The 24,882-nt window shown below is 70.2% G+C and carries 26 protein-coding genes and 1 pseudogene; 16 read left to right on the top strand and 11 right to left on the bottom strand.

What is annotated here, in order from left to right; all coding sequences use genetic code 11:
- Positions 1 to 44 precede the first annotated feature (44 nt).
- From ACSHT8_RS06995 to ACSHT8_RS06985, 3 genes are read right to left on the bottom strand one after another with little or no spacing between them, the layout of a single operon-like run.
- A complete protein-coding gene (locus tag ACSHT8_RS06995; protein ID WP_436498848.1) occupies positions 45 to 422 on the bottom strand; it encodes a VOC family protein in 378 nt (125 codons plus the stop codon).
- On the bottom strand, positions 419 to 1,141 hold the full coding sequence (locus ACSHT8_RS06990; RefSeq protein ID WP_436498846.1) for a metalloregulator ArsR/SmtB family transcription factor: 723 nt from the start codon (positions 1,139 to 1,141) through the stop codon (positions 419 to 421). The genes ACSHT8_RS06995 and ACSHT8_RS06990 overlap by 4 nt, the downstream gene beginning before the upstream one ends.
- A 19-nt stretch (positions 1,142 to 1,160) precedes the next feature.
- Positions 1,161 to 2,132 carry a serine hydrolase domain-containing protein gene (locus ACSHT8_RS06985; protein WP_436498844.1) on the bottom strand — a complete coding sequence of 324 codons (972 nt, stop codon included), beginning with the start codon at positions 2,130 to 2,132 and terminating at the stop codon, positions 1,161 to 1,163.
- A 427-nt stretch (positions 2,133 to 2,559) separates the two neighbouring features.
- On the opposite strand from ACSHT8_RS06985, the gene ACSHT8_RS06980 reads away from it, so the two are divergent.
- Positions 2,560 to 3,171 (top strand): hypothetical protein, encoded by a 612-nt coding sequence (locus ACSHT8_RS06980; protein WP_436498842.1) that lies wholly within the window; start codon positions 2,560 to 2,562, stop codon positions 3,169 to 3,171.
- A 13-nt stretch (positions 3,172 to 3,184) separates the two neighbouring features.
- A complete protein-coding gene (locus tag ACSHT8_RS06975; RefSeq protein ID WP_436498840.1) occupies positions 3,185 to 4,024 on the top strand; it encodes a hypothetical protein in 840 nt (279 codons plus the stop codon).
- Positions 4,025 to 4,068: 44 nt separating this feature from the next.
- Here ACSHT8_RS06975 and ACSHT8_RS06970 read toward each other — a convergent pair whose 3' ends face one another.
- The gene (locus tag ACSHT8_RS06970) at positions 4,069 to 4,608 is read right to left on the bottom strand and encodes an EF-hand domain-containing protein (protein WP_436498838.1); all 540 of its coding nucleotides are present in this window, start codon (positions 4,606 to 4,608) and stop codon (positions 4,069 to 4,071) included.
- A gap of 101 nt (positions 4,609 to 4,709) precedes the next feature.
- Between ACSHT8_RS06970 and ACSHT8_RS06965 the strand changes: the two genes are divergently transcribed.
- Together ACSHT8_RS06965 and ACSHT8_RS06960 are read left to right on the top strand one after the other, a co-directional pair.
- Entirely contained in the window at positions 4,710 to 5,924 is a 1,215-nt protein-coding gene (locus ACSHT8_RS06965; protein ID WP_436498836.1) for a hypothetical protein, read from the top strand.
- A complete protein-coding gene (locus tag ACSHT8_RS06960; protein ID WP_436498834.1) occupies positions 5,921 to 6,367 on the top strand; it encodes a hypothetical protein in 447 nt (148 codons plus the stop codon). The genes ACSHT8_RS06965 and ACSHT8_RS06960 overlap by 4 nt, the downstream gene beginning before the upstream one ends.
- Before the next feature lie 4 nt (positions 6,368 to 6,371).
- Here the strand turns inward: ACSHT8_RS06960 and ACSHT8_RS06955 are convergent, their stop codons facing one another.
- Positions 6,372 to 7,523 (bottom strand): PP2C family protein-serine/threonine phosphatase, encoded by a 1,152-nt coding sequence (locus ACSHT8_RS06955; protein ID WP_436498832.1) that lies wholly within the window; start codon positions 7,521 to 7,523, stop codon positions 6,372 to 6,374.
- Positions 7,524 to 7,592: 69 nt separating this feature from the next.
- On the opposite strand from ACSHT8_RS06955, the gene ACSHT8_RS06950 reads away from it, so the two are divergent.
- The 5 genes and pseudogenes from ACSHT8_RS06950 to ACSHT8_RS06930 all read left to right on the top strand — a co-directional run.
- Positions 7,593 to 8,030, top strand: coding sequence for a MarR family winged helix-turn-helix transcriptional regulator (locus ACSHT8_RS06950; protein WP_436498830.1), 438 nt, complete (start codon positions 7,593 to 7,595; stop codon positions 8,028 to 8,030).
- A 103-nt stretch (positions 8,031 to 8,133) separates the two neighbouring features.
- Positions 8,134 to 8,481 (top strand): STAS domain-containing protein, encoded by a 348-nt coding sequence (locus ACSHT8_RS06945; protein ID WP_436498828.1) that lies wholly within the window; start codon positions 8,134 to 8,136, stop codon positions 8,479 to 8,481.
- A gap of 41 nt (positions 8,482 to 8,522) precedes the next feature.
- On the top strand, positions 8,523 to 9,497 hold the full coding sequence (locus ACSHT8_RS06940; protein ID WP_436498826.1) for a TIGR03885 family FMN-dependent LLM class oxidoreductase: 975 nt from the start codon (positions 8,523 to 8,525) through the stop codon (positions 9,495 to 9,497).
- Positions 9,488 to 11,128, top strand: a complete 1,641-nt coding sequence (locus ACSHT8_RS06935; RefSeq protein ID WP_436498824.1) for an alpha-amylase family protein — start codon at positions 9,488 to 9,490, stop codon at positions 11,126 to 11,128. Before ACSHT8_RS06940 ends, ACSHT8_RS06935 begins: the two co-directional genes overlap by 10 nt.
- A gap of 68 nt (positions 11,129 to 11,196) precedes the next feature.
- A pseudogene (locus ACSHT8_RS06930) lies at positions 11,197 to 11,643 on the top strand (SRPBCC family protein); the annotation flags it as partial.
- 184 nt (positions 11,644 to 11,827) lie between these two features.
- Here ACSHT8_RS06930 and ACSHT8_RS06925 read toward each other — a convergent pair.
- Together ACSHT8_RS06925 and ACSHT8_RS06920 are read right to left on the bottom strand one after the other, a co-directional pair.
- Complete coding sequence (locus ACSHT8_RS06925) at positions 11,828 to 12,673, bottom strand: glucose 1-dehydrogenase (protein WP_436498822.1); 846 nt, start codon at positions 12,671 to 12,673, stop codon at positions 11,828 to 11,830.
- 66 nt (positions 12,674 to 12,739) lie between these two features.
- Entirely contained in the window at positions 12,740 to 13,720 is a 981-nt protein-coding gene (locus ACSHT8_RS06920; protein WP_436498820.1) for a mechanosensitive ion channel family protein, read from the bottom strand.
- A gap of 134 nt (positions 13,721 to 13,854) precedes the next feature.
- On the opposite strand from ACSHT8_RS06920, the gene ACSHT8_RS06915 reads away from it, so the two are divergent.
- Genes ACSHT8_RS06915 through ACSHT8_RS06890 form a run of 6 tightly spaced genes read left to right on the top strand, consistent with a single transcriptional unit; the run spans position 13,855 to position 17,429 of the window.
- Positions 13,855 to 14,442: a hypothetical protein gene (locus ACSHT8_RS06915; protein WP_436498818.1), complete on the top strand. Its 588-nt coding sequence runs from the start codon at positions 13,855 to 13,857 to the stop codon at positions 14,440 to 14,442.
- The gene (locus ACSHT8_RS06910; protein WP_436498816.1) at positions 14,439 to 14,693 is read left to right on the top strand and encodes a BON domain-containing protein; all 255 of its coding nucleotides are present in this window, start codon (positions 14,439 to 14,441) and stop codon (positions 14,691 to 14,693) included. The genes ACSHT8_RS06915 and ACSHT8_RS06910 overlap by 4 nt, the downstream gene beginning before the upstream one ends.
- Complete coding sequence (locus ACSHT8_RS06905; protein WP_436498814.1) at positions 14,690 to 15,400, top strand: metallophosphoesterase family protein; 711 nt, start codon at positions 14,690 to 14,692, stop codon at positions 15,398 to 15,400. The genes ACSHT8_RS06910 and ACSHT8_RS06905 overlap by 4 nt, the downstream gene beginning before the upstream one ends.
- A 55-nt stretch (positions 15,401 to 15,455) precedes the next feature.
- Complete coding sequence (locus ACSHT8_RS06900) at positions 15,456 to 15,980, top strand: hypothetical protein (RefSeq protein WP_436498812.1); 525 nt, start codon at positions 15,456 to 15,458, stop codon at positions 15,978 to 15,980.
- A 3-nt stretch (positions 15,981 to 15,983) separates the two neighbouring features.
- The gene (locus tag ACSHT8_RS06895) at positions 15,984 to 16,964 is read left to right on the top strand and encodes a DNA topoisomerase IB (RefSeq protein WP_436498810.1); all 981 of its coding nucleotides are present in this window, start codon (positions 15,984 to 15,986) and stop codon (positions 16,962 to 16,964) included.
- A gap of 48 nt (positions 16,965 to 17,012) precedes the next feature.
- Positions 17,013 to 17,429: a CBS domain-containing protein gene (locus ACSHT8_RS06890; protein WP_436498808.1), complete on the top strand. Its 417-nt coding sequence runs from the start codon at positions 17,013 to 17,015 to the stop codon at positions 17,427 to 17,429.
- A gap of 48 nt (positions 17,430 to 17,477) precedes the next feature.
- Here ACSHT8_RS06890 and ACSHT8_RS06885 read toward each other — a convergent pair whose 3' ends face one another.
- The 3 genes from ACSHT8_RS06885 to ACSHT8_RS06875 all read right to left on the bottom strand — a co-directional run bounded on the left by ACSHT8_RS06885 (position 17,478) and on the right by ACSHT8_RS06875 (position 20,845).
- Entirely contained in the window at positions 17,478 to 18,842 is a 1,365-nt protein-coding gene (locus ACSHT8_RS06885) for an Asp23/Gls24 family envelope stress response protein (RefSeq protein WP_436498806.1), read from the bottom strand.
- A gap of 372 nt (positions 18,843 to 19,214) precedes the next feature.
- Positions 19,215 to 20,084 (bottom strand): peptidoglycan-binding domain-containing protein, encoded by an 870-nt coding sequence (locus ACSHT8_RS06880; protein ID WP_436498804.1) that lies wholly within the window; start codon positions 20,082 to 20,084, stop codon positions 19,215 to 19,217.
- A 62-nt stretch (positions 20,085 to 20,146) separates the two neighbouring features.
- Entirely contained in the window at positions 20,147 to 20,845 is a 699-nt protein-coding gene (locus ACSHT8_RS06875) for a YwaF family protein (protein ID WP_436498802.1), read from the bottom strand.
- Positions 20,846 to 20,922: 77 nt separating this feature from the next.
- Between ACSHT8_RS06875 and ppdK the strand changes: the two genes are divergently transcribed.
- Complete coding sequence (gene ppdK / locus ACSHT8_RS06870; RefSeq protein ID WP_436498800.1) at positions 20,923 to 23,619, top strand: pyruvate, phosphate dikinase; 2,697 nt, start codon at positions 20,923 to 20,925, stop codon at positions 23,617 to 23,619.
- On the opposite strand, the gene ACSHT8_RS06865 is transcribed toward ppdK, so the two are convergent.
- Positions 23,611 to 24,729, bottom strand: a complete 1,119-nt coding sequence (locus ACSHT8_RS06865; RefSeq protein WP_436498798.1) for a putative PEP-binding protein — start codon at positions 24,727 to 24,729, stop codon at positions 23,611 to 23,613. The genes ppdK and ACSHT8_RS06865 overlap by 9 nt on opposite strands.
- Between the last annotated feature and the right edge of the window lie 153 nt (positions 24,730 to 24,882).

Raw genomic sequence — 24,882 nt, 5'->3', positions numbered from 1 at the left:
CGTGGCGACGTCGCCGGGTCAGGTTGGTAGCGGTATGCCGATGGTCAACGGGGTGCGGGCTGGAACAGTTCGACGAGGTTGCCCGCCGGATCGGCGAGCAGGAGCTGTCGCCCGCCCGGCCCGGCGACCACGTCGCTGCGGAAGGGCAGCCCGGCGTCGCGGAGCCGGGTGGCCTCGGCGTCGAGATCGTCGACGATGAGGTGGATGCGGTTGCGTCCCGGGGCGGCCGCGTCGGCTGGGGTGGCCTTCGCGCCGGAGCTGGCCGGGCCGGACAGCAGCAGGCGCAGCGGGCCGCGGATCACGTCGGCGAAGGCGGGCGCGGCATTGAGGTTCACGGTGAAGCCGAGGTGGGTGGTGTAGAAGTCGATGGCCGCCTCGACGTCGTCGACGAGGTAGCGGACGCTCGCGAGTTGGTCGGTCATGGTCGAACCTCCTTGTGGGCGAACACATGCAGCAGGTGGCGGACGCGGGTGTCGATCTCGGCGGCGAGTCGGGTGAGTGTGTCGAGGTCGCCCGCGGGGTCGGGGATGCTCCAGTGGATCAGCCGCGGGTCGTCGCCGAAGTCGGGGCAGACCTCGCGGACCTTGTCGCACAAGGTGATCACGTAGTCGAACCGGTGATCGGCGACCGTGTCCAGGTGTCGCGGGGTGTGGTCGAGGTCGATGCCGTAGTCGTCGCGCAGGACGCGGACGGCGTTCGGGTCGACGTGCTGCTTCGGCTGGCTTCCCGCGCTGGTCGCCTCGACTTGGCCGCCGCCCCGGTGGCGCGTGAGCGCCGCCGCCATCGGTGAACGGGCGCTGTTTCCGGTACACGCGAACAGAACGCGGACTGGCGGCGGTGCGCCGAGCGCGGGTGGCTCAAGGCCCAACGCGGGGTGCAGGGTGGACCCCGTGGCCGTCAGCGCTTGTGCGCAGTGGTCCAGATCGAGGTGGTAGTAGGTGTCGCGGCCGTCGAAGCTGCTGCGCCGGGCGGTGACCAGGCCGCTGTCGCGCAGCAGCCGCAGGTGGTAGGAGACCAGGTTCTGCGGTTCGCCCACCCGCTCGGTCAGCTCGCGGACGCGGCGGTCGCTGTCGGCCAGCTCGGCCAGCAGCCGCCACCGGAGCGGGTGGCCCGCCATGCGCACGAAGGCACTGGGCACCATGCCGCCAGTTTACATCAAATCAGTTTGATGGAGTGCGCTTCGAGAGCAGGGCGAACCCGGCGCGGTCGACCGACATCGACACCGCGGACAGGACGACGACGCCTGTGCCCGCCGGGCGGTCGAGGCCCATCCAGCTGCGGAAACCGCCGGTGCCGCCGTTGTGCCAGGTGATGGACCGGCCATCGCGGCCAAGGGTGAGCCAGGCGGCGCCGATGCGGGCCGGGCCTGCGAAGGGTGAGACCGGGTCCAGCGCGGCCACGCCCGGCGCGGTGCCGTCGAGCAGGGCGGCGGTGAGGCGGGCCATGTCCCCGATCGTGGCGCGGACGCCGCCCGCGGGGCCGACGGCCTCGCCGGTCCACGGCTGCTGTTCCTTGCCCCTCTTGGTCTTGCCGAGCAGGGCCGCGGGCCGCAGTTCGCCGGGGTCGGCGGGCACGTAGAGGTCGAGGCCGAGCGGTTCGGCGATCCGGCGGCGGACGAGGTCGGCGTAGGTCGTGCCCGCCGCGCGGGCGATCGCGTGGCCCAGCAGTTCGTAGCCGAGGTTGGAGTAGCGGGCGCGGGGCTTGCCCAGACGAACCGTCCGCGCCTGGGCGATCAGCTCGTCGACGGTCTCGCCGTAGGGATTGGTGCCGTGTCGCCACAGCGCGAAGGTCTTCCGCAGTGAGCCCGCCTTGGGCAGCCTCGGCAGACCTGAGTGATGGGTGCTGACCGACGCCAACGTCACGCTCCCGGCCGGGGCGTCACCGAGTGGAAGCAGGTCGCCGAGGGTCGTGGTCGGGGTGATCTCGCCGCGTTCGAGCGCGTCGGCGTAGAGCAGGCCGGTGATCCCCTTGGAGATCGAGCCGATCTCGAAGTCGGCGGTGAGATCGGCGCCCGCGGTCGCGATTCGGGCACCCCCGGGCGAGACCGCGGCGACGGCGAAGGGGCGGTGCCGGTCACCGGCCAGTTCGAGCGCGCTTTCCGCGAGCGCCGCGTCCCCACACAGATCCGTCACCACTGGCCTCCTGCTCCGCGTCTCAGGCCGCCATTATCGCGGGGTCGCCCGTCACCGCGGCCGCGCGCACTGGGCCGGACGGGGGACCAGCGGTGACGATCAGACCGGTGACGGACAGTCGCCGGGCAGCGGGCGGGTTGTCACCGGTTGTGCGCGGAGTCGCCGGAGTGGAGTAGTGGATTAGCCTCATCCGGTAATGTGTCGACGCGATTTTCTCGCGGTTCGGGTTCGCCGAGATAATTGCTCAGGAAATCATCGGATATCGCGCCGATAATTCGCCCGTGTGGGTTCACCGAGCTATTTAGGGTACTCCACACCTTCGTGTCATACTGCATTTTTGATGTTGTCGCCGAAGGTGGCGTCAGTAGCATCTAATCGCGTGGCGAATTCAGGGAATGGCAGTGAATCTCTGACGGTGGTGGCTTCCGTGGCATCGATCCGGCACACCGCCGCTGTTCCGGAGGTCAACCGCGATCAGTTCGACAACGTCCTGCTGTTCGCGGTGCTCGCCGCCGGGGCGAAGTACAACATCGGGACCCAGAGCGACGAGTGGTTCCGCACCTTCGACGACACGATCCAGAACGGGGCGGAATGGCTCGCCAACGCGGGCACGTGGAAACGGGTCACCAAGACCACTGGCACGTTCGACCTGACCGGGCTTCTCCCCGACGGCACCGCTGACACCGAGAAAGCACTGGTCAACGTGCGCTCGGAGCACTACCCGCTGCGGGGTGCGCTGCGGTTCGGCGCGGTGGCGAGCAAGGACGCCGCCGCGCTCTGCGCGGTGTCGGAGGTGACGGCCCGGCCGGGGACGCTGTCGGTCGTGCTGGGCTCGATCGCCTACCAGTTCAAGTCCGACCTCGTCGTCGACGACCCGCTCGCGCCGCGCCCGTGGGCCGATGTCGCCGAGGCGTTCCTGCGGGTGTCCAAGTACACGATCGACACCACCGCGGCGGGCTACGACGCGATTCAGGAAAGGATCAACAAGGCGCTCGGGGACCGCGTGAAGAAATACCTCTACCGCACACAGATCAACTGAAACGAGGAGACCGATGATCACGAAGGAAACCCGCTTCGCCCCCGATGTCGAGGTCGACCTGCCGATCCCCGGGCAGCGGGACAAGGCGGTGGACTACCTGGAGCACCTGAAGCTCGCCGATTTCGACATGGAACCCGGCCCCGGCAAGCCCGGCGTGTTCCTGCCGACCGGTGACACCTTCGGCACCTCCAAGGTCGCCCCGGCGAACGGCAAGCAGGCCGCGCAGGACACGATCGTCGCCCCGGACCAGATGACCGACGACAACTACTCGGCTGTCATGCGCTCGAAGCTGCTGGCGCAGATGGCCGCCCGCACCGAGTTCGACGTCAACACCCAGACCAACCAGTACTACACCAAGTACACCGAGGTCCTCGGCTTCTGCGGCTGGGTGCAGAACTACAGCAAGTGGCGGGAGTACTCGTCGTCGAGTTCGTCCCTGGAGATCAGCAAGCTGCTGGTCGACCTGCTGACCGGCCTGCTGATCGGCCCACAGCTCGGCTTGCTGGAGACCGCGCTGTCGGTGCTGAAGACCGGCTACTCGTCCAACGAGCAGATCCGCCTGCTCGGCAAGGACAAGGCCGCGGACAAGGAGGTCAACTTCGACCTCGGCGTCGTCGGCACCGACGCCCACGGCTGGCCGACCTTCAAGCCGGTCTTCTTCGCGATCGAGGCCGAGTCCAACACGACGAACATCCTGTTCGCGACCCTGAAGTCCGCGCAGACCTCGGTCTTCTACGCCACGGCCGACCACACGCTGGACATGAGCCACTACGCGTCGGTCAAGGCCACCGTCGAGGCCAAGACGGAGGAGGCGGCGAAGAAGTACATCGAGAACCTGCCCATCGCCGAGTGAGTGCCGGGGCGCCGTGGTGGTCCCGGGACCGGGACCACCACGGCTCAGTCCAAGGGACCGAGCAGGAGGTTGGCGTCGGCGTTCGGATCGGTGCCCAGGTAGAACTCGCGGATCCCCTTCTGGGCTTCCTCGGTCGACACCTTGCCGTCGCCGTTGTGGTCGAGCAGCTCGAATGAGGCGCCCGCCTCGTCGGCCGACTGGCCGAGGTAGCCGGTGGCCCAGTTCAGCCACTCCGCGCGGTCGAGCCCGCCGTCGCCGTCGGCGTCGGCCAACTGCATCGTCAGCCGGATCAGCGGCGCGTACAGCTCGTCGAAGGCTTCCGGGTGCTCGACGATCAGGCTGGTGAACGCCGCGACGTACTCCGGCTCGGTGATCTTGCCGTCGGCGTCGGTGTCGGCGGCGCCCGCCAGCGCGTCCCACTGCTGGACGAAGGTCTCGTGGATCACCTGGTGCTCCGGCGAGCCGACGGAGAAGCCAAGGCCGACGGCCAGCCGCCTGCCGCGGCGGACGAAGTCGACCTGCTCGATCACCCCGTTGCCGTCGTAGTCCCACACCTGGAACCGGCGCGCGAGCTTCTTTGCCACAAGACCGACTTCAACCACGGCGACCCTCCACCGGACGAGGAATTGCCGCCACGCTACCCGTCACGGCGCCGCGCGTGACGGAGGACACGGATGGAGGAGCGATGCCAGCCAAGCGCAAGGCCGAGAGCGAGAAGACCCAGGACCGGCCGCTGGAGCTCAGTGCCGGACTCGACTCGGCGCTCGCCAGGATCCGCGTCGGCGCGATCGGCGGCGGCCGGGTCGACCGCGCCATCGCCGAGGCGCAGCCGGGCAGGAGCCGAACGATCTTCGACCTCAACGGCGCCCCGCTGTTCCACGACGTCGACCTCGACGGGCGCGAGGGAGCCGTCGGCGTCGCCCGCATCGCCGCGAGCGAGACCATCGGCAGCCCACTGGTCAGCCTCGAGGTCAGGCCGCGGCGCTGGGACCCCGACGCCGCGCTGAAGAACGCGGCCAAGGCGGCGACCGCGCTGCACCCGAAGGCGAAGGTCGTCTCCACCCAGCTCGTGGCCTACTGCTACCCGAAGGTCGGCGTGCGGGTGACCCTCGACGACCCCGGGCGCAAAGGGCAGGTCGAGCTCATCCTCGACGCCTCGGACCTCGAACCGGTGGTCAACATCGGCGGCGACGAACTCGAAGGGTCGACCGCGTACTCCTACTACGCCGAGGTCGTCGAACCCCGGCTGGAGGCGCGCACCCGCCGCCACTCGCGCGACGCCGAGAACGTCGAAGTGCTGCGCAAGGCCGTGCCCGAGCTGTTCGAGCAGAAGTTCACCTTGACCCCGGCGATCACCGAGAAGCTGGCCTCGGCGGCCAAGTTCTACTGGCTGCTCAGCAGCGAGCGCGTGCTGCCGTACGCCCCGCGCTGCGACCAGTCCGAGGACTTCCAGCTGCGCGCGCAACAGACCAACGTGTACTGCGCGGTCGCCACCGGCCAGATGATCCTCGACTTCCACCGGTGGTACTTCACCCAGGACCAGATCGCCACGGCCATGAACACCGGCTCCGGCGGTACGTCCAACCCCGACCAGGTCGCGGGCTACGAGTCGCTGACCAACAACTCCTTCAACGCCACCTACGACACCAACGCGCTGTGGTCGGAGGCCAAGGCCGAGATCGACGCGGGCCGCCCACTCAAGAGCGGCATCCCCGGCCACGCCCGCGCCTGCGACGGCTGGCGCAAGACGTTCAACCTCGCCACCAGCGGCTACGACCACTCGGTGCGCATCTACGACCCGTGGCCGTGGAACGCCGACATCTGCCAGGGTGGAGCGGTGTATTGGGAGGATTGGGACGCGGTGGAGCACACCAACTGGATTTTCGTCAGGCACGCGTGATCGACGCCGACGCCGCCCGTGCCGCCGCCGAACAGCGGCGCACGGTCGCGGCGCGCTCCGAACCGGGCTGGGCGGCCGCCCACGCCGGCGAGCCGCAGCTTGTCCACACCGTCGAGGGGCGGCCGTCGTACTGGGTGTGCCCCATCGTGGACGCCGGCGGCCTGCGCGGCTTCGTCCGGGTGACCGGCGACGGCAAGGTCGCCGCCCACGGCACCTTCGGCGGCGCGCCCAGCGTCGTCACGGGCATCACGGCGGAGGAGGCGGTGGAGATCGCCCGCCACGGCACACCCGCGGGCGCCGAGATCGGGGCACCGCTCTACGTGCACGACGGCCCACCCGGCCGCGAGGCGTGGCGGGTCGAGGTCCGCGCGGGCGGCAGGACGACCGTGCTCATGGTCGGTCCGGGTGGCGCGTACGAGTGGGTTCCCCGCGACGGGGAGTGAGGCGTCAGACCTCGCCTCGCCAGTCCACACAGACGGCGACGGCGTCGTCCTCGAGGTCGCTCGGGCCGTGGAAGTCCAGCACCGCGGCGAGCATCGTGCGCACCGCCTCGCCGACCGCGACGTCGCTTGTCGACTCCAGCACGGCTTGCAGGCGGTGTTTGCCGAAGGTGGTGTCCTCGGCGGCGGCCTCGCTGACGCCGTCGCTGAGGACGAACAGGCGGTCGCCGGGGGCGAGGGTGAACCGCTGCTCGGTGTAGACCGTGCTGTCGAACATGCCCAGCGGGAGCTGCTGGTCGAGTTCGACGCGGGTCGCGACGCGGTCGCGGACGCGCCACAGGCTGGGGGAGCCCGCGTCGACGGCGTCGACCTCGCCGGTCGCGCGGTTCACGCGCAGCAGGAGGGTCTCCACGTGCTGCTTGCCGCCGTGGTGGGCCCAGATCGCCTGGTCGGCCAGCGCGGCCTGGTCGGCAAGGCCCAGGCCCGCGCGGCGGGCGTTGCGCAGGGCGTTGGTGGTCAGGCAGGTGAGCAGGGCCGCGTTGATGCCGTCGCCCATCCCGTTGGTGACCGCGATGGTGACGTGACGGTGGTCGGCCGTCCAGTCGAAGTTGTCGCCGCGCACGGCGTAGGCGGGTTCGAGCTGGCCGGCGAGGGCGATGTCGGCGCTGTGGAACTCGCAGCCGGGGAGCAGCTGCCACTGGATCTCCGCGGCCAGGGTCAACCGGCGTGATCTTCGGGCGAGCCGGAACTCGTCGGTGACCCGGTCGGCCAGGGCCAGCGCCTGACCGAGCGCGGTGGCCACGTCGATGAGCTCGGCGGTGACCGCCTCGTCCACGGCGTCGAGGGTCACCGAGAGCACGCCGCGGCGTTCCCCGACGACCTTGATCGGCACGTACAGGACCGTCCGGTCACCCTCCGGCGCGGTCGTCGGCAAGCCCCGCGCGAACGCCTCGCCCGCCGGGCCGTCGTTGATCCGCAGGGCCTCCTCGTAGGCGCGAATCGCCGGTTCGAGGACGGTCAGCCGGTAGTCTGCGAGCCACAACTCCACGTCGAAGGCGTGGTAGCCGACGGTGAGGACCTCCTTGAGCACAGCGAGCAGTTCGTGCGCCGGAGCGCGCAGCAGCGCGCGTTCGGCAAGGAGAGACCTCGTGTTCGCCATGCGGCCGACCTCCGGGTGACGCAGGGTTGGAGCAATTGAACGGTCAGAGGGAGTATCACGCTGCCGAAGATGCCTGAACAGCATGAGCGCGACTTGGCTGCCACGCTCGACTTGGCCGCCGAGGCGCTGGTCGGGCTGTACGGCGTCGACAGCCCGCCCGACTTCCCGCGCGTCTCACCGCCGCAGATGCAGGTGCTGCTCACCGTCGAGCGACGCGGTCCGACCAGGCTGACCCAGCTCGCCGCTGACCTCGACGCTATACCGTCCTCGGCGAGCAGGCTGTGTGACCGGCTGGAGGCAGCGGGCCTGGTCACCCGCACCACGGGCGAGGCCGACCGGCGCGAAGTGCTCATGATCCTCACCCCGGCGGGCCACGCGCTGATCGGCGAGGTGCGCCGGGCGCGCCGCGAACGGCTCGCCGCGGTCCTCGCGGCCATGTCCGCCGAGGGGCGCGCGGCGCTGCTGCGCGGCCTGGCGGAGTTCCGGGACGCGCGCGAGCAGGCCTGAGCCCGCTGATCGTTCCGCGCCGGAGGTTGTAGTCCCACGCCGAAGAGCCTAGTGTTTGCCGAGCGACAAACAAAGTCGCCACGCAGGACCCGGGAGTACGGCCATGACAGTCACGAACGAGGGATTCAGCCGCCTGGATGTCACAGTCGACCAGTCCGCCACCGCGAGCGTCGTCACCCCCGCCGGTGAGGTGGACATGGCCACCGCACCCCAGCTGGAGACCGCGCTGAAGAGCGCGCTCGCCGATTCCGCCCGACCCGTGCTGGTCGTCGACCTCGGGCAGGTGCAGTTCCTGGCCTCCGCCGGGATCTCGGTCCTGCTGCGCGCGTGCGCCGAGCCGTCGGTCCGCCTGGCCAACCCGACGCCCGCCGTGCGGCGGGTGGTCGAACTGACCGGTCTCGACGGCGTGCTGGTCTTCCATCCCACGGTCGCCGACGCACTCGGGGACTGACCGCCCGCATAAAGTTGGCCGTCCTGGGTACCGCACAGGACATGCCCCTCTACGGCTTACACGCGTCCCACGAGCAAATCCACCCCAGAGCGCTGCTCGACGCCGTCGTCCTGGCCGAACAGGCCGGGTTCGACGCCGCCATGTGCTCCGACCACTTCTCGCCATGGAGCGCGCGGCAGGGCCAGTCCGGTTTCGCCTGGTCCTGGCTCGGCGCGGCCATGCAGGCGACCGGGCTGCCGTTCGGCGCCGTCAACGCCCCCGGCCAGCGCTATCACCCCGCGATCATCGCCCAGGCCATCGCGACGCTTTCGGCGATGTACCCCGACCGGTTCTGGACCGCGTTGGGGACCGGCGAGGCGAGCAACGAGCACATCACCGGGCAGGGCTGGCCGCGCAAGGACGTGCGCTCCGCCCGGCTGCTCGAATGCGTCGAGGTGATCCGGGCGCTGCTCGACGGCGAGGAAGTGAGCTGCGACGGTCTGGTCACAGTGGACCGCGCGCGCCTGTGGACGCGGCCGGAGCGCCGTCCAGCGCTCTTCGGCGCCGCGGTCAGCGCGGAGACCGCCGCGTGGTGCGCGCGGTGGGCTGACGGTCTGATCACCGTCAGCGGGCCGATCGAGCACCTCAAGCGGGTGGTCGGGGCTTATCGCGACGCCGGTGGCCAAGGGAAGCTGGCACTGCAAGTGCATCTGAGTTGGGCCGAGGACGAGGACACCGCCCGGCACATCGCGCACGAACAGTGGCGCACCAACGTGTTCCGCCCACCCATCCCCTGGGACTTGGAGCTGGCGGCGCACTTCGACGCGGTCGCCGAGTTCGTCACCCCGGACGACACGGCCAGGGCCGTCAACGTGTCCGCCGACCTCGGCAGGCACGCCGAGTGGCTGCGCTCCTACGCCGACCTCGGCTTCGACGAGATCTACCTGCACCACGTCGGACAGCGGCAGGAAGAGTTCATCACCGCGTTCGGCGAATCCGTGCTGCCCCGACTCGCGGAGGTGGACTCGTGGAGCTGACCAGGACCGCTGACCTGTGGTGGAAGACCGCGATCGTCTACTGCCTCGACGTCGAGACCTTCAGCGACGGCAACGGTGACGGGCACGGCGACTTCCGCGGGCTGGCCCAGCGCGTGGACTACCTCGACCGGCTCGGCGTCACCTGCCTGTGGCTGATGCCGTTCTACCCCTCACCGGACCGCGACGACGGCTACGACATCACCGACTTTTACACCGTCGACCCCCGGCTGGGCACCCTCGGCGACTTCGTGGAGTTCATGCGCACCGCGCGCGACCGGGGGATCCGGGTGATCGCCGACCTGGTGGTGAACCACACCTCCGACCAGCACCCGTGGTTCCAGAGCGCGCGCACCGGACCGGACTCGCCATACCACGACTGGTATGTCTGGCAGGACAAGCCGCCGCCGGACGCGGAGAAGGGGATTGTGTTCCCCGACAAGGAAACCAGCTTGTGGACCTACGACCGCAAGGCGCGCAAGTACTACCTGCACCGCTTCTACAAGCACCAGCCCGACCTCAACGTCGCCAACCCGGCCGTGCGCGACGAGATCGCCCGGATCATGGGCTTCTGGCTCGAACTGGGCCTGTCCGGGTTCCGCGTCGACGGCGTGCCGTTCCTGCTGGAGACCGGCGGCAGCGACGACGCCGAGCTGCTGCCCGACCCGCACGACTACCTCGCGGACCTGCGCGCGTTCCTGGGCCGCCGCTGCGGCGACGCGGTCATGCTCGGCGAGGTCAACCTGCCGTATTCGGAAACGATGCGCTTCTTCGGCGACGGCGACGGGGTGGCCGACGAGCTGACCATGTGCTTCGACTTCATCGGGATGCAGCGGATGTACCTCGCGCTGGCCCGCGGCGACGCCGGACCGCTCGCCGAGGCCCTGCGTGAGCGCCCGCTGCCGCCGCGTGACGGCCACTGGGCGACGTTCGTGCGCAACCACGACGAGCTGACCCTGGACAAGCTCACCGACGACGAGCGCCAGGAGGTGTTCGACGCGTTCGGCCCGGACAAGGACATGCAGCTCTACGACCGCGGCCTGCGCAGGCGCGTGCCGTCGATGATGGGCGGCGACCAGCGGCGGATCCGGCAGCTCTACAGCCTGCTGTACTCCCTGCCCGGCTGCCCGGTGCTGTTCTACGGCGAGGAGATCGGCATGGCCGAGGACCTGAGCGCCGAAGGCCGTCTCGCCGTGCGCACCCCGATGCAGTGGGATTCGGGGCCCAACGGCGGGTTCTCCACCGCCGATCCGGCCGACCTGCCGGGGCCGATCCCGGACGGCGAGTTCGGACCGTCCCACGTGAACGTCCGCGACCAGGAGCGGGACCCGGACTCGCTGCTGGCGTGGATGCGGAAGCTGATCGACCGCTACCGCGAGTGTCCCGAGCTGGCGTGGGGCGAATACACCATCCTGGACACCGCCGAGCCGTCGGTGCTGGCGCACCGCTGCGACATCGAGGGAACCGTGGTGGTGCTGCACAACTTCGCCGACCATGACGTCAAACCCGAACTGGAACTCGACGTCACCGAACTGGAGGACGTCGTCACCGGTGAGCGGATCACGTTGGCGGACAACAAGAAGGTGACCGTGGAGTTGGAGCCCTACGGCTGCCGCTGGCTGCGCGTGGTCTAGGGGATGTGTGGGAATCCGATAGGCGGGTATGTAACCAACACGCGACCAAAGAAAGGAAGTGAGGACGCGTGAGCACGATCACCGAGTCAGTAGACGTCGAGGTGCCGGTCTCCACCGCCTACAACCAGTGGACGCAGTTCGAGACGTTCCCGCGGTTCATGGAGGGCGTGGAGGATGTCCGCCAGCTCGATGACACCCATCTGCACTGGGTGACCAGGGTCGGCGGCGCCACCCGCGAGTTCGACGCGACCATTGTGGAACAGCAGCCCGACACCGTCGTGGCCTGGCGGTCCGACTCCGGGCCGAACCACGCCGGATTCGTGACCTTCGACAAGGTCGACGCGAACACCACCCGGGTGACCGCGAAGATGACCATCGATCCCGAGGGCTTCGTGGAGAACGTGGGCGACAAGCTCGGCCTGCTCGACCGCCGGGTGAAGGGCGACCTCAAGCGCTTCAAGGAGTTCATCGAGCAGCGCGGTCACGAGACCGGCGCGTGGCGCGACGAGGTCAACACCATCACCCAGCCGTCGACCGCGCCAGGGTCGAGTGTCGACCAGCCCCGGCCCGCACCCCCGGTGCGGCGGCCGGAGGAGCCGGACGTGGCCCCGCCGAACGACTTCGGCAGGCCGGGTCTGAGCTAGTTCCATAGACGAGAGGGGTCCGCGGTTCACGGCCGCGGACCCCTCTCGTTTCATGTCAGCCTGGAAGTGTCTCTCCACCGAGGACCGGCAGCACCTCGCCGGTGATGTAGGACGAGAGCTGGTTCGCGGCGAAGAACACGAACGACGGCGCGATCTCGTCGGGCTGCGCCGGGCGGCCCAACGGGGTCTGCTCGCCGAACTTCGCCACGTGTTCCGGGTCGAAGGTGGACGGGATCAGCGGTGTCCACACCGGACCCGGCGCGACGCAGTTCACCCGGATCCCGCGGTCGGCCAGCGCTTGGGCCATCGCCTGGGTCCAGGCGATCACCGCGCCCTTGGTCGCCGAGTAGTCGATGAGCTGCTTGTTGCCGCGCAAACCGTTGACCGAGGCGGTGTTGATGATCGCGCCGCCCTCCGGCATGTGGGGGAGGGCCGCGGCGGTGACCCGGAAGAAGCTGTGGATGTTCACGTCGAAGGTGTGTGTCCACTGCTCGTCGGTCAGGTCCTCCGGCGCGTCGACCGGCGCCTGCGTAGCGACGTTGTTGACCAGGATGTCGAGCGTGGGGAAGTGGTCGAGGGTCGCGGTGACGACCTTGGCGCAGTGCGCGCGTTCGGCGAGGTCGCCGGGCAGCAGCAGACACTGTCTGCCTTCGGCGCGGACCGCCGCGGCCGTCTTCTCGGCGTCGTCGTGTTCGCTGAGGTAGGCGATGGCGACGTCGGCGCCCTCCTTGGCGAAGGCGATGGCGGTGGCCCGGCCGATGCCGGATTCACCGCCGGTGATCAGCGCGACCCGGCCGTCGAGCAGGTCGCGGCCCACGTAGTCGGCCATCATGTCGCGCGGCCGCGGGGTCATCGCGTCGGTGTCGCCGGGTGGGCGCTGCTGTTGGGGCGGTTGGTTCACGTTGTGCTCCAAACTGGATCCGGGACGCGACCTGACAGGCCGCGCCCCGGGGTTTGGGGAAATGGACTAGTACTGCTGCCTGCCGTCATCCGGTCGGGTGACCGGCGGGATCGGGCTGGTCGGCGCGGACTGCCCGCCCGGCGGCATCGCCTGCGTCTGCTGCGGACCAGGCCGCGGGGCACCGCCCTGCTGGCCCATCGGCGGCATCGGCTGCGGGGACTGCCGCATCGGCGGCTGCGTGCCCATCGGCGCGTGCGTGCCCGGCGTGCCCATCGGCGGCATGTTGCCGTGCGCCACCGGGGTGCGGGCCTCCTCGCGCTTGCGGGCCGCCACCTCGTCGCGGTGCTGGTCGATCTCGCGCCGCGCCACCGGGATCTCGTGCTCGGCGCGGTTCAGCCAGCCCTCCCAGCGCGACTGCATCGGCCGCACGAGGCCGCCGCCGACACCGACGATCGCGACACCGGCCACGGTGGCCAGGATCGCGATGAGCACCGGCGTCGTCACCGTGGTCGCGATCTCGACCTGGTTCAGCGCGGCGATGATGCCCAGGCCCCAGATGAACACCGAGGCGATCGTGCCGATCGTGCGCCCGTAGGACAGCGAGCCGAGCGCGCCGGTCACCATGTCCCTGACGACCCGGGCGATGGCGCCCGCGACGACGATGATGATGATCGCGACAGCGGCCTTCGGCAGCCACGCCACGATGTCGGTCAGCAGCGCGGACACCGGGTTGGGCCCGAACACCGCGAACGCGAACTGCAGCGCGATCAGCAGCACGGCGTAGTAGACAAGCTTCGCGATGATGTCGGAGGCGTCGAGTTTGCTGCGGGCGAGCGTCTGTTTGAGACCGCCGCGTTCAACGACCCGATCGAAGCCAACCTTCTCCAGGCCGTAGTTCACGGCTTTCGCGAGGGCTTTGGCGATGAACCAGCCGATCAGCAGGATCACCAGGAAAGCGAGCAACCGGGGGACGAAGGTGATGACCGCGCTCCACGCGTCGGACAGCCCTTGGCCGAAGTCGACGGCCGCCACCTGCAGGTTTGCCATGGCCGAACTCCTCTCGTCGGCGTGCCTGTACCCCCGGACGTACCCCGAACGGACGCGGTTACACCTCGCGCCCGCGGATTGCCGGGTGTGGCGAACGGGTATGCCCGAGCCCATGAGTGGGTATGCGTTAATCCATGACGGACAAACAGGCGGTTCAGGACGACCTGCTGCGTACGGTCACCACGGTCGCGGCGGGATTGCGGGACGCGGGAATCCGCTTCGCGTTGACCGGGGGCTGTGCCGTCTACGCCCGAGGTGGACCGGAGACCGAACACGACGTGGACGTGCTCGTGCGCGAATGCGACGCCGATGAGGCGGTGCACGCGCTGGTGTCGCGCGGCATGCGGGCCGCGCCGCCGCCGGAGGACTGGCTGACCAAGGTCTACGACGGCGACCGGCTGGTGGACCTGCTGTTCCGGCCCAACGAACGGCCGGTCACCGACGCGGTGCTCGACCGCTGCGAGCCGATGCGGGTCGGGTCGTCGGTGGTGCCGGTGCAGAGCGCGACCGAGGTCATGATCGGCAAACTGCTGTGCCTCGGCCCGCACCGGGGAGACCTGAACGAACCCATGCACACCGCCCGCGCGTTGCGGGAGCAGATCGAGTGGCCGGTGGTACTCGCCGAGACCTCGGAGTCGCCCTACGCGCAGGCGTTCCTGCTGCTGGCGGCCCGACTCGGGGTGGCGCCGACGCTCATCGAGGTCGGGAGGAAGACAGGATGAGCGAACAGACCCCGCAATACCAGGTCGCGGCCGTGCGCCGGGCGCTGGCCGAGGACGAGCGCACCGCCGAACTCGGCGTCCGCGTCACCGTCCACGGTGACACGATCCTGCTGTCGGGCGACGTCGAGTGCGACCACCGCCGCGACGAGATCGACGCCGTGGTGCACGACCTGGCGCCGACCATGCGGGTGCTCAACGACATCCGGGTGACCGAGGTGGGCGCGCCCAAGGGACAGGAGGAGTTGCGATGATCCGGATCGCGGCGGTGGGGGACGTCCATCTGGACCAGGACACCGCGGGCCGGTTCCGCCCCGCGCTCGAGGAACTGCCCGACCGCGCCGACGTGCTGCTGCTGGCCGGTGACCTGACCCGGCACGGCACAGTGGCCGAGGCCGAGGTGGTCGCCGACGAGTTCGCCGATGTCGGCGTGCCCGTCGTGGCCGTGCTGGGCAACCACGACTACCACTCCGACCTGCCGGGCGACATCACCAAGCTGCTGACCGACCGGGGGATCACCGTCCTGGAAGGACAGGGGACGGTGCTGGAGATCGACGGCAAGCGGCTCGGCGTCGGCGGGGTCAAGGGCTTCGGCGGCGGGTTCGCGGGCAAGTGCGCCAGCGCGTTCGGCGAACCGGAGCTGAAGGCGTTCGTCCGGCACACCTGCGACGCCGCGGACTCGCTGCGGGAAGCCCTGTCGCAGCTGGACTGCGACATCCTCGTCGCGCTGACCCACTACGCGCCGGTCCCCGACACGCTGCGGGGCGAGCCCAAGGAGATCTACCCGTTCCTGGGCAGCTACCAGCTCGGCGAGGCGATCGACGAGTGCGGCGCGGCGCTCGCGGTGCACGGGCACGCGCACTACGGCACCGAGCAGGGGTTCACCGCGGGCGGGGTGCGCGTGCGCAACGTCGCCCACCCCGTGATCCGGGCGGCGTACGCGCTGTACCGCGTCGAATGACCCCGATCGGGGTACTTCCGCAGTATCCATTCGAGACTTGAGGGAAGTGACGGTCATGACGGCCCTGATCGACGGTCCTGCGGTTGTGTGGCGGGGTGACCGCGGCGCGGCCGACGTGATCGCGGTGCTCGACCCCGCTGGCGAGGCCAGCCACGGCGAACTCCCGGCCACGTGGCGCCCGCTGAGCGAACGCGTGCTGGTCGGGTGGGTGCGGCTGCCCGCCGACGGCGCCGGGGTGGCCGCGGTCGGCGCGGCGCTGCCGATGTTCGACGGCAGGCACACGCACATCGTGACCAGCGGCCCCGCGGTCGAACTGGCGCTGTGGCTCACCGCGGCCCACCAGATCACCACGTTCCTCGCCGTCGACCCCGAACCGTGCGACGGCTCGCTCGCCTGCGTCGACGGGCCGACCCGCGCCCGGTGGTGGGACGCGCTGCCCGAGCGGGACGCGGCCGTGCACGCCGGGGTCGCGGTGCACAGCTTCTACAGCGACCCGCTGGACCTGCACAGTCCCGCGCCCGCGCCGCTCGGGCTGCCCGAGGTGGTGTCGCTGGTGACGGCGACCGTGCGCGGCGGGTGACCCGTGCGGCTGCGACGCGTTGACCCCGACGGATCCGGTCTGCGCCGGGTCCGCCACGGACGCGGGTTCCGCTACCTCGACGCCGACGGCGACCCGGTGACCGACCGCGAGACCCTCGACCGGGTCCGGGCGCTCGTCATCCCACCGGCCTGGCGCGATGTGTGGATCTGCCCGCATCCCGGCGGCCACATTCAGGTGGTCGGCGTGGACGACGCCGGTCGCAGGCAGTACCTGTATCACGAGAAGTGGCGCCAGAAGCGTGACGAGGAGAAACACGACCGGGTGGTCCAGCTGGCCCGGGACCTGCCCAAGATCCGCGCCAAGGTCGCGAAGGACCTCGCCGCGTCCGGGCTGGGGCGCTCGCGCGTGCTGGCGGGCGCGCTGCGGATCCTGGACCTCGGCATCTTCCGCACAGGCGGGGAGTCGTATGCCGAGGAGAACGGCTCGCACGGCGTCGCCACCCTGTTGCGCGGACACGTCAGTCTTGTGCGAGGGGAGCTGGTGTTCTGCTTTCCCGCGAAGAGCGGGGTCGAACGCACGGCCTCGGTCCGCGACCCGCAGCTGGCCCGGCTGGTCAGGTCGTTGCGGCGGGGCAGGTCCGACGAACAACGCCTGTTCGCCTACCGGGACGGGCGTGAGGTCAAGGACATCCACGCCGACGACATCAACGAGCGCTTCCACGAACTCGCGGGCGACGGCTACACGGTCAAGGACATGCGCACCTGGACCGCCACCGTCCTGGCCGCCGCCGAGTTCGCCGGCCGCGACACCCCGGGGTCGCCCACCGCGGCCAAGCGGACCGAGGCCGAGGTGATGCGCGTGGTGGCCGAGCAGTTGGGCAACACCCCCGCCGTCGCCCGCAGGTCCTATGTGGACCCACGGGTGCCGGACCTCTACCGCGAGGGCCGGACGATCACCGTCCGTAACGACGATTCGACCAGTCGGGGCAGGCTGGAGCGGGCCGTGCTCCGGCTGTTGGGTTGAGATCGGTGGCGCCGGGTAGTCCGTGAGTGTCGCTGAAGGGAGACAACCATGACCACAGCCAGGGATCTCATGACCCCAGACGTCACGTGTGTCCGCACGTCCGACCCCGTCATCGAGGCCGCCCGCACCATGGCCCGACTCGGCGTCGGCTCACTGCCCATCCGCGGCGAGGACGACATCCTCAAAGGGATGATCACCGACCGTGACATCGTGGTGAAGGTGCTCGCCGAGGGCAAGGACCCCATGGCCGTCCACACCGGAGACCTGGCCCAGGGCGAGGTGGTCACGGTCAACGCCGACGACGACGCCGGCCTGGTCATGCGGACGATGGCGGCCTACGGCGTCCGCCGGGTTCCCGTGATGGACGACGACAAGCTCGTCGGCATCATCGCCCAGGCCGACGTGGCCAGGTCGATGCCAGAACCGGCGGTCGGCGACATGGTGGGGGCGCTGTCGATCGAGTAGGCGCGCGGTCTTGGGTGCTCGACGCACCCAAGACCGTCCAGCCTTTCGTCAGAGAGCGTCGGGCAGGTGGATGTCGGTGACGTGGACGTCCACCGACGCCACGTCGAGACCGAGGAACCGCTCGACGGCCTCGATCACGTCGATCCGAACCTGCTCGGCCACCGCGTTGACCGCGTGCCCGAACTCGACCACCAGCGCCACCTTGATCGCGGCGACGCCGCCGTCGAGGTCGACCACGAGGTCGTCGCCCAGCTCGTGGACGCCGTCGACCTTGCGGGCCACCAGGTTCACGACCTTGGTGACAACGCCGTCGCCGACGGTGGTGCTGCCGCGGGTGCCCGCGGCGGGACGCGTTTGCTCCACAGCCACAGCCACGGGGGCCTGCTCGGCGACGACCTCGGCGGCGGCCTCCTCGATGACGGCTTCGGCTTCGTCGATGACGGCCTTGGCGTCGTCGGCGACCTCACGGTCCCCACCGGAAACCTCGGCGTCGCCTTCGCCGGTCACGGCTTCGTCTGCCTCGACGGCAGTCTCGGCTTCACCCTCGGCAGTCTCGGTGGCCTCGTCCTCGGCCGCTTCCTCGACGGCTTCGGCGGTGTCGCCCTCGGCGGCTTCGTCCTCCGCCGCTTCGCTCTCGGCCACGTCGGTGGCGTCGTCGTGGGCCGCTTCAGCGGAGTCGGCCTCGGCCGCTTCGCTCTCGGCCACGTCGGCGGCTTCGCCCTCGGCCGCTTCAGCGGCATCGGCCTCGACCGCTTCTTCGTCCTCGGCGGTGTCGCCTTCGGCGGCTTCGCCCTCGGTTGCCTCAGCGGTGTCGTCCTCGCCGGCGTCGCTCTCGCCCGCTTCATCCTCGGCCGGTTCGGCGGTGTCGCCCTCGACCGCTTCGTCCTCGGCGGCTTCGTCGTCGCCCGCGACGGCTTCCTCGTCGACTGCTTCGCCCGCAACGGTTTCGGCGGCTTCGTCGTCGGTGGTGACCACGTCAGTGTCGTCCTCGGCGGCCTCGTCCTCGGTCGCCTCGTCGCCCGCGGTCTCGCCCTCGACGGTTTCGTCGGCGGTCTCGCCGTCGATCGCCTCGTCGTCCGCCTCGTCCTCGGCGGACTCTTCATCAGTGGCCGCGTCGTCGCCGTCGGTCGCCTCGTCGTCGGCGTCGTCCTCGGCGGTGTCCGCCGCGGCTTCGTCGTCGGTCGCTTCTTCGGCGGTGTCCGTGTCGGCCTCGTCAGTGGCCTGGTCGTCGGCGGCGGTGGTGTCGATGTCCGCTTCGGTGGTGTCGTCGGCCGGTGTCAAGGTCTCGACCTCGGTCGCCGCGGGGGTTTCGGACGGGAGGGGCTCGGCGGTGGGGGCGGGCGCGGCGTAGGCCGGGTTGCGGGAGGGGTCGTTCTTGGAGCGGCCGAAGATGCTGTTGATGACGTCAGACATGGTTGTGGTTTCCCCTTTTCGGGAGCGACGACTTCGGGGGGAGGCGAGCAGACGGCGCCATGGTAGGACCACGCCCATGATTCTGATCACTTGCCCCCGCCTTCGAGATTTCCTTGTGTCCCAACAATGTTCAGCTTGAGACAAGGCTTCACACGGCTGGCGGTACCGCGGCTGTCGTCGAGCCGTTGCGACCCGTTCGCCAACTGTTCAACCCGGCACGTCGACCCGAGGGAAGCCGACCCCGGCCCCGACTGCGGGCGGCGGGGAAGCCTTTGTGACGCCAGGAAACCACACGCGTCAAGACCCCGGCCGGGGGCTGCCGAGCCGCCCGGAGTCCACATCCCCCCGGCGGGCGATAACAAGACGATCAGATCAGGGGGCGGACTGCCACGTGCCGTTCTTGACCGACTCGATGTACGGGTCGTACGCGGAGGTGTCGCCGCCCATCAGTGACCAGTAGTCGGCGAGGATCGACGCCTGTTCCTCGTAGCCGAAGTCGCTGAACGGCTGGCCCGCGGCGGCGGCGTCGCGGAGGCCCTGTTCGCCGCCGTAGTCGTAGTCGCCGCCGAGGGCGGAGAGGATGAGGCCGGGGACGGAGGCGCCCTGTTGGTACTGCCAGCAGTGGCCGAGTTCGTGGATGAGCCACTTCATGAAGCCCGACGGCGGGCTGGAGAGGGTGCCGACGGGGAAGTAGATCTCGTCGGGGAGCGTGCGCGCGTAGCCGCCGACCGACATCACCGACGACTCGCAGACCAAGATCGCGGAGGTGTCCAGCTGGTCGCCATAGACCTGGTACGCCTCGGACACCTCCTCGGAGGTCAGGTGCCTGCAGTCCCGGTCCTCTTCCTCTTCGGCGGCGGGCTCGTTCGGGTCGGTGCCGGGACCACTGCCGTGCTGCCCGTCGTTCCCCGACGGCGGCGCACCGCCCGCCCCGTCACCACCCGACGAGCCACCGGAGCCGCCAGAGTCACCAGAACCACCGGAGTCACCAGAACCACCGGAGCCGCCGGAGTCGGGCTGCGACTGCTCGCCGGTCAGCAGGTCCCACACCGAGGAGTCGACGGTGTCGTCGTCCGGCAGGCCGTTCTGGCCGCGGAAGTGGCGCACCGCGTTCGCCGTGTCCTCGTCGAACTCGCCGCTCTCGGGGACGACGGTCTGCTGATAGTGGTGGTTCAGCAACTGCTGCAGGTACTGCACCCACTCGGAGCTCTCACCGGGGGACAGATCGGGTTGCCCAGCCATCGCGCCCTCATCTCCTCGCCGCCTCAGCGCAGTGTCCCGGGGCACCCGCCGCCGCGCGACGGTCAGGAGGCCGTCCCTTTGGGCACCAAGTGGCGGCGCATCGTCCACGGCAGGGTCATCAGCGCCCACACTCCCCAAACCAGGAGGAACTCCGGGAGCAGGTACCACGGCCACGGGCCGAACAGGTCGAGCAGCGAGGTCTGGGCGGGCTTGCCGTTGAGGAAGCCGTAGTTGGTCCCGGCGACGCTGTTGAACACCAGCATCGTCACCGCCCACGCGGTCGTGACCACCACGGCCAACCGGTAGCCGCGCCAGTCGGGCCGCATCCGCACGCCCCACGTCAGGTAGATCGCGGCCCACACGGCGAGCAGGTGGATTCCCCAGAACGCGATGAAGGTGATGTGCGGGAAGTCCGGCCCGCGCAGCGCCGGGGAGACGAGCGCCTGCACGCTCAGCGTCAGCCCCCAGTAATAGGTGAGCGTGAACGCCCACTGCCGGTGGGACCACAGGGCGTAGGCCGTCACGTAGCCCGCCAGGTCGGACAGCTGCAGCGGCAGCGAGTGGTCGATCGCGAACCGCGACGGCGCCAGCGAGTACGCCTGGATCGACAGCTGCAGGGCCAGGACCAGCACCGCGAGCACCCGGCTGGGCGCCCGCCCTGGGTGGACCCGGCCGAGCACGACGAGCCCGGCGGCGCCCGCGGCGAACACCGCGAGCACGATCCAGTGCGACGGGCCGTAGGCCGCGAAGTCCTGCGCCACGACAGATCACGCTACGCGGAACTCCAGGAATCGCGGACCCGAGCGTGCCGGGGCACGCTAAGGACGGGAGGCTCGCGATGACTGATTGGGTTTTCGACTTCGTCCAGGGCGACAAGGACAGCAAGGACCTGCTCGGCGGCAAGGGCGCCAACCTCGCCGAGATGACCAGGCTCGGGCTGCCGGTGCCGCCCGGGTTCACCATCACCACCGAGGCATGCCGCGCCTATCTGGCCGACGGCGTCGAGCCGTCCGCGCTGCGAGTGCAGGTGACCATGGCGTTGCGCAGGCTGGAGAACCAGCTCGGCAGGCGGCTGGGCGACGTGGTCGACCCGCTGCTGGTCAGCGTCCGGTCCGGGGCGAAGTTCTCGATGCCCGGCATGATGGAGACCGTCCTCAACGTCGGCCTGAACGACTACTCGGTGGTCGGGCTCGCCGAGGCCGCCCAGGACAAACGGTTCGCGTGGGACTCCTACCGCAGACTGCTGCAGATGTTCGGCCGTACCGTGCTCGGCATCGACCCCGAGGTGTTCGACCACGCCTGGACGACGCTGCAGGCCGGGCGGTCCGACACCGAGCTGTCCGCCGACGATCTTGTCGAGGCGGTCGAGCGGTTCAAGGCCCTGATCCTCGAGCACAGCGGCCGCGAGTTCCCCCAGGACCCGCGTGAGCAGCTCGACATGTCGACGCGCGCGGTCTTCGACTCATGGAACACCGCCCGGGCGCGGATCTACCGGCGGCGCGAGCGCATCCCGCACGACCTCGGCACCGCCGTCAACGTCTGCGCGATGGTGTTCGGCAACCTGGGGGAGACCTCGGGCACCGGGGTCTGCTTCACCCGCGACCCCGCCTCCGGCCGCACCGGCGTCTACGGCGACTACCTGCCCAACGCCCAGGGCGAGGACGTCGTCGCAGGCATCCGCACGCCGCTGGCGATGGAGGAGTTCGACCGGCTCGACCCCAAGTCGGCGGGTGAGCTGCGCACGGCGATGCGCAGGCTGGAGACCCACTACCGCGACCTGTGCGACATCGAGTTCACCGTCGAGCGCGGCAAGCTGTGGCTGCTGCAGACCCGGGTCGGCAAGCGCACCCCGGCCGCCGCGTTCCGCATCGCCGCGCAGCTCGTCGACGAGCAGCTGATCACCCTCGACGAGGCGCTGTCGCGGGTCACCGGGCAGCAGTTCGTGCAGCTGATGTTCCCGCAGTTCGACCAGAAGGCCACCCGGCACCGGCTGACCACCGGCCTGGCCGCCTCGCCCGGCGCCGCCGCCGGTCGCGCGGTGTTCGACTCGGCCACCGCCGCGGCGTGGGCGGCGCGCGGCGAGGACGTGATCCTGGTCCGGCGCGAGACCAACCCGGACGACCTCGAAGGCATGATCGCCGCGGTGGGCGTGCTCACCGCGCGCGGCGGCAAGACCTCGCACGCGGCGGTCGTCGCGCGCGGGATGGGCCGCACGTGCGTGTGCGGGGCCGAGGAACTCGACGTGGACCCGGCGGCTCGGACCGCGACGACCAGTCGGGGGACCTTCGCCGAGGGCGACCGCATCGCCATCGACGGCGGCACCGGTGAGGTGCTCCTCGGCGAGGTCGCCGTGGTCGAGTCGCCGGTGACCCGCTACCTGGCCGAGGGGCTGGACGCGGCGCTGCGCGACGCCGACGACGAGACCGCGGAGCTGGTCCGGGCGGTCGACCGGCTGCTCACCCACGCCGACGAGGTGCGCGGGCTGAAGGTCCGCGCCAACGCCGACAGCGGCGACGACGCCCGCCGTGCCCGCGCGCTCGGCGCGCAGGGGATCGGGCTGTGCCGCACCGAGCACATGTTCCTTGGCGACCGGCGCGAGCTGATCGAGCGGGTGATCCTCGCCGAGGGCGCCGACCGGGACGAGGCGCTGGCGATGCTGCTTCCGGTGCAGCGCACCGACTTCCTCGACCTTCTCGCCGCGATGGAGGGGCTGCCTGTCACCATCCGGCTGCTCGACCCGCCGCTGCACGAGTTCCTGCCGGACCGGGCCGACCTGCTCGTCCGGGTCGCCAGGGCGCAGGAGCGCGGCGAGGACTCCGACGTCGACACCCGGCTGCTGGCCGCGGTGGAACGCCTGCACGAGTCCAACCCGATGCTCGGCCTGCGCGGCGTGCGACTCGGACTGGTCGTGCCGGGGCTGTTCAAACTCCAGGTGCGGGCGGTCGCGGAGGCGGCGGCGGAGCTGCGCGCGCAGGGGATCGACGCGCGGCCGGAGATCATGGTCCCGCTGGTCGGCAGCGCGATGGAGCTGCACCTGATCCGGCAGGAGATCGTCGAGGTGGTCGCCGAGGTCGCCGCCGAGCACGGTGTCGAGTTGACCTTCCCGATCGGCACGATGATCGAGCTGCCGCGCGCGGCGCTCACCGCCGACCGGATCGCCGAGGAGGCCGAGTTCTTCTCCTTCGGCACCAACGACCTCACCCAGACGACGTGGGGCTTCTCCCGCGACGACGTGGAGGCCGGGTTCTTCGCGACCTACCTGGACAAGGGCGTGTTCACCGTGTCCCCGTTCGAGACCCTCGACGAGATCGGCGTCGGCAAGCTCATCGAGATCGCCGTCGAGCGCGGCCGGGCCAAGCGCCCGGACCTGCACCTGGGGATCTGCGGCGAGCACGGCGGCGACCCGGTGTCGATCCACTTCTTCCACCGCGTCGGCCTGGATTACGTGTCGTGCTCGCCGTTCCGGGTGCCGGTCGCGCGGCTGGAGGCGGGCCGCGCGGCGATCGAGAAGCTGCGGGGCGCGGCCTCACCGTGACAGCAGGCGCGCCTCGGCGGTGCACATCATGAATCCGGTCGCGGGCAGGTGCCGCACGTAGTGGTCGAGGTCCGCGGCCAGCGCGAACACGTGGACCGGGGTTCCGGCGCGGCGGGCGGAGACGACGACTTGACCCAAGCCGGCCAGGACCGCCGGGTGCCGCGTCTGGTACGAGGACGCGACCAGGTGGTTGCTGCGGTCGGCCGCGAGATAGAACTGGACAAGGTCCTTGGTGCCGACGAACAGTTCCGCCGCTCCGGCGGCGCAGAACTCGGGCGCGGAGTGCACGGCGGCCGGGGTCTCGACGAACACCGAGAGTGGGGTGTCGTCGGGCAGGTCGAGATGGCGGCGGAGTCGGCGGAACTCGTGGTGGTCGTTGATGAACGGCACCGCGAAGCTCAGCCGGTCCGCGTCCGGTCCCAGGCGTTCGTGCACGTAGGCGCGCAGGGCCTGGAAGGCGCGCGGGTAGTGGGGTTCCTCCAGGAGCCACCGGGCGCCGTGCAGGCCGAGGTCGGGGTTCGGTTCGTGGTCGACCACGCCCGTGGTGATCTGTGCGGCGTCGTCCGACCGGAGGTCGAGCAGGCGCAGGACAAGGCGCTGTCCGGGCAGTAGCTCTTTGGCGATCGTGCACAGCTCCGACCCGATGGCGGCGCCGTAGCGCTCTGCCTCGCCGGACCTGAGCGCGTCGAGCGGGCTCAGGCCCGCGGACAGGCAGACGAACTCCTCGCGGACGAAGAAGCTGGTCACCTGCTCGACGCGGGGGACGAGCGCGTTCGTCGCCTGGACGTCGGTCGCGTCGGCGATCACCACGCAGACCGACCCGAGGTCGGCCGACGTGACGGTGAGCGAGTTCGGGGACAGCTGGGGGCGGTCGGCTTCGCCGAGGGTGACCGACTGGCGGTCGAGCCGGACCGTCACGTGCCCGGTGAGGTCGTCGAGGTCGGCCCGATCGATCCGGAGCACCGGGATTCCCCGCGAACGGCACAGAGATTCCATATGCCCAGTGCGGCCGCCACTGGCGCAGACGACCGCCGAAGCCGCGACGATCGCGTCGTAGAACTCGGGGCCCAGTCCCTCGACGATCAGCACGGAATCATCGACGGGTTCCATTGTGCGATTGCAGATACCGCGCACGGTCGCCGCCCGCGTGGTGACAAGCAACTCGCCAAAGAATTCGCGAGGGTGCACGATTTCCTCCCACCGACGACGAGCAGGCCGAGATCACCAAGCGACTTCACGATGATGATTCAGGCTCGCAGTCGC

Source organism: Actinokineospora sp. HUAS TT18 (genome assembly GCF_051364635.1).
Classification (GTDB): Bacteria; Actinomycetota; Actinomycetes; order Mycobacteriales; family Pseudonocardiaceae; genus Actinokineospora.
The sequence above is the reverse complement of the archived record's forward strand: the minus strand, read 5'-3'. Positions and strand labels throughout refer to the sequence as shown.

Coding starts and splice junctions, on each gene's coding strand:
- ACSHT8_RS06995 (WP_436498848.1), bottom strand. CDS start 422: ATGACCGACCAACTCGCGAGCGTCCGCTACCTCGTCGACGACGTCGAG.
- ACSHT8_RS06990 (WP_436498846.1), bottom strand. CDS start 1,141: ATGGTGCCCAGTGCCTTCGTGCGCATGGCGGGCCACCCGCTCCGGTGG.
- ACSHT8_RS06975 (WP_436498840.1), top strand. CDS start 3,185: ATGATCACGAAGGAAACCCGCTTCGCCCCCGATGTCGAGGTCGACCTG.
- ACSHT8_RS06965 (WP_436498836.1), top strand. CDS start 4,710: ATGCCAGCCAAGCGCAAGGCCGAGAGCGAGAAGACCCAGGACCGGCCG.
- ACSHT8_RS06955 (WP_436498832.1), bottom strand. CDS start 7,523: ATGGCGAACACGAGGTCTCTCCTTGCCGAACGCGCGCTGCTGCGCGCT.
- ACSHT8_RS06950 (WP_436498830.1), top strand. CDS start 7,593: ATGCCTGAACAGCATGAGCGCGACTTGGCTGCCACGCTCGACTTGGCC.
- ACSHT8_RS06945 (WP_436498828.1), top strand. CDS start 8,134: ATGACAGTCACGAACGAGGGATTCAGCCGCCTGGATGTCACAGTCGAC.
- ACSHT8_RS06940 (WP_436498826.1), top strand. CDS start 8,523: ATGCCCCTCTACGGCTTACACGCGTCCCACGAGCAAATCCACCCCAGA.
- ACSHT8_RS06920 (WP_436498820.1), bottom strand. CDS start 13,720: ATGGCAAACCTGCAGGTGGCGGCCGTCGACTTCGGCCAAGGGCTGTCC.
- ACSHT8_RS06915 (WP_436498818.1), top strand. CDS start 13,855: ATGACGGACAAACAGGCGGTTCAGGACGACCTGCTGCGTACGGTCACC.
- ACSHT8_RS06910 (WP_436498816.1), top strand. CDS start 14,439: ATGAGCGAACAGACCCCGCAATACCAGGTCGCGGCCGTGCGCCGGGCG.
- ACSHT8_RS06905 (WP_436498814.1), top strand. CDS start 14,690: ATGATCCGGATCGCGGCGGTGGGGGACGTCCATCTGGACCAGGACACC.
- ACSHT8_RS06900 (WP_436498812.1), top strand. CDS start 15,456: ATGACGGCCCTGATCGACGGTCCTGCGGTTGTGTGGCGGGGTGACCGC.
- ACSHT8_RS06890 (WP_436498808.1), top strand. CDS start 17,013: ATGACCACAGCCAGGGATCTCATGACCCCAGACGTCACGTGTGTCCGC.
- ACSHT8_RS06885 (WP_436498806.1), bottom strand. CDS start 18,842: ATGTCTGACGTCATCAACAGCATCTTCGGCCGCTCCAAGAACGACCCC.
- ACSHT8_RS06880 (WP_436498804.1), bottom strand. CDS start 20,084: ATGGCTGGGCAACCCGATCTGTCCCCCGGTGAGAGCTCCGAGTGGGTG.
- ppdK (WP_436498800.1), top strand. CDS start 20,923: ATGACTGATTGGGTTTTCGACTTCGTCCAGGGCGACAAGGACAGCAAG.
- ACSHT8_RS06865 (WP_436498798.1), bottom strand. CDS start 24,729: ATGGAACCCGTCGATGATTCCGTGCTGATCGTCGAGGGACTGGGCCCC.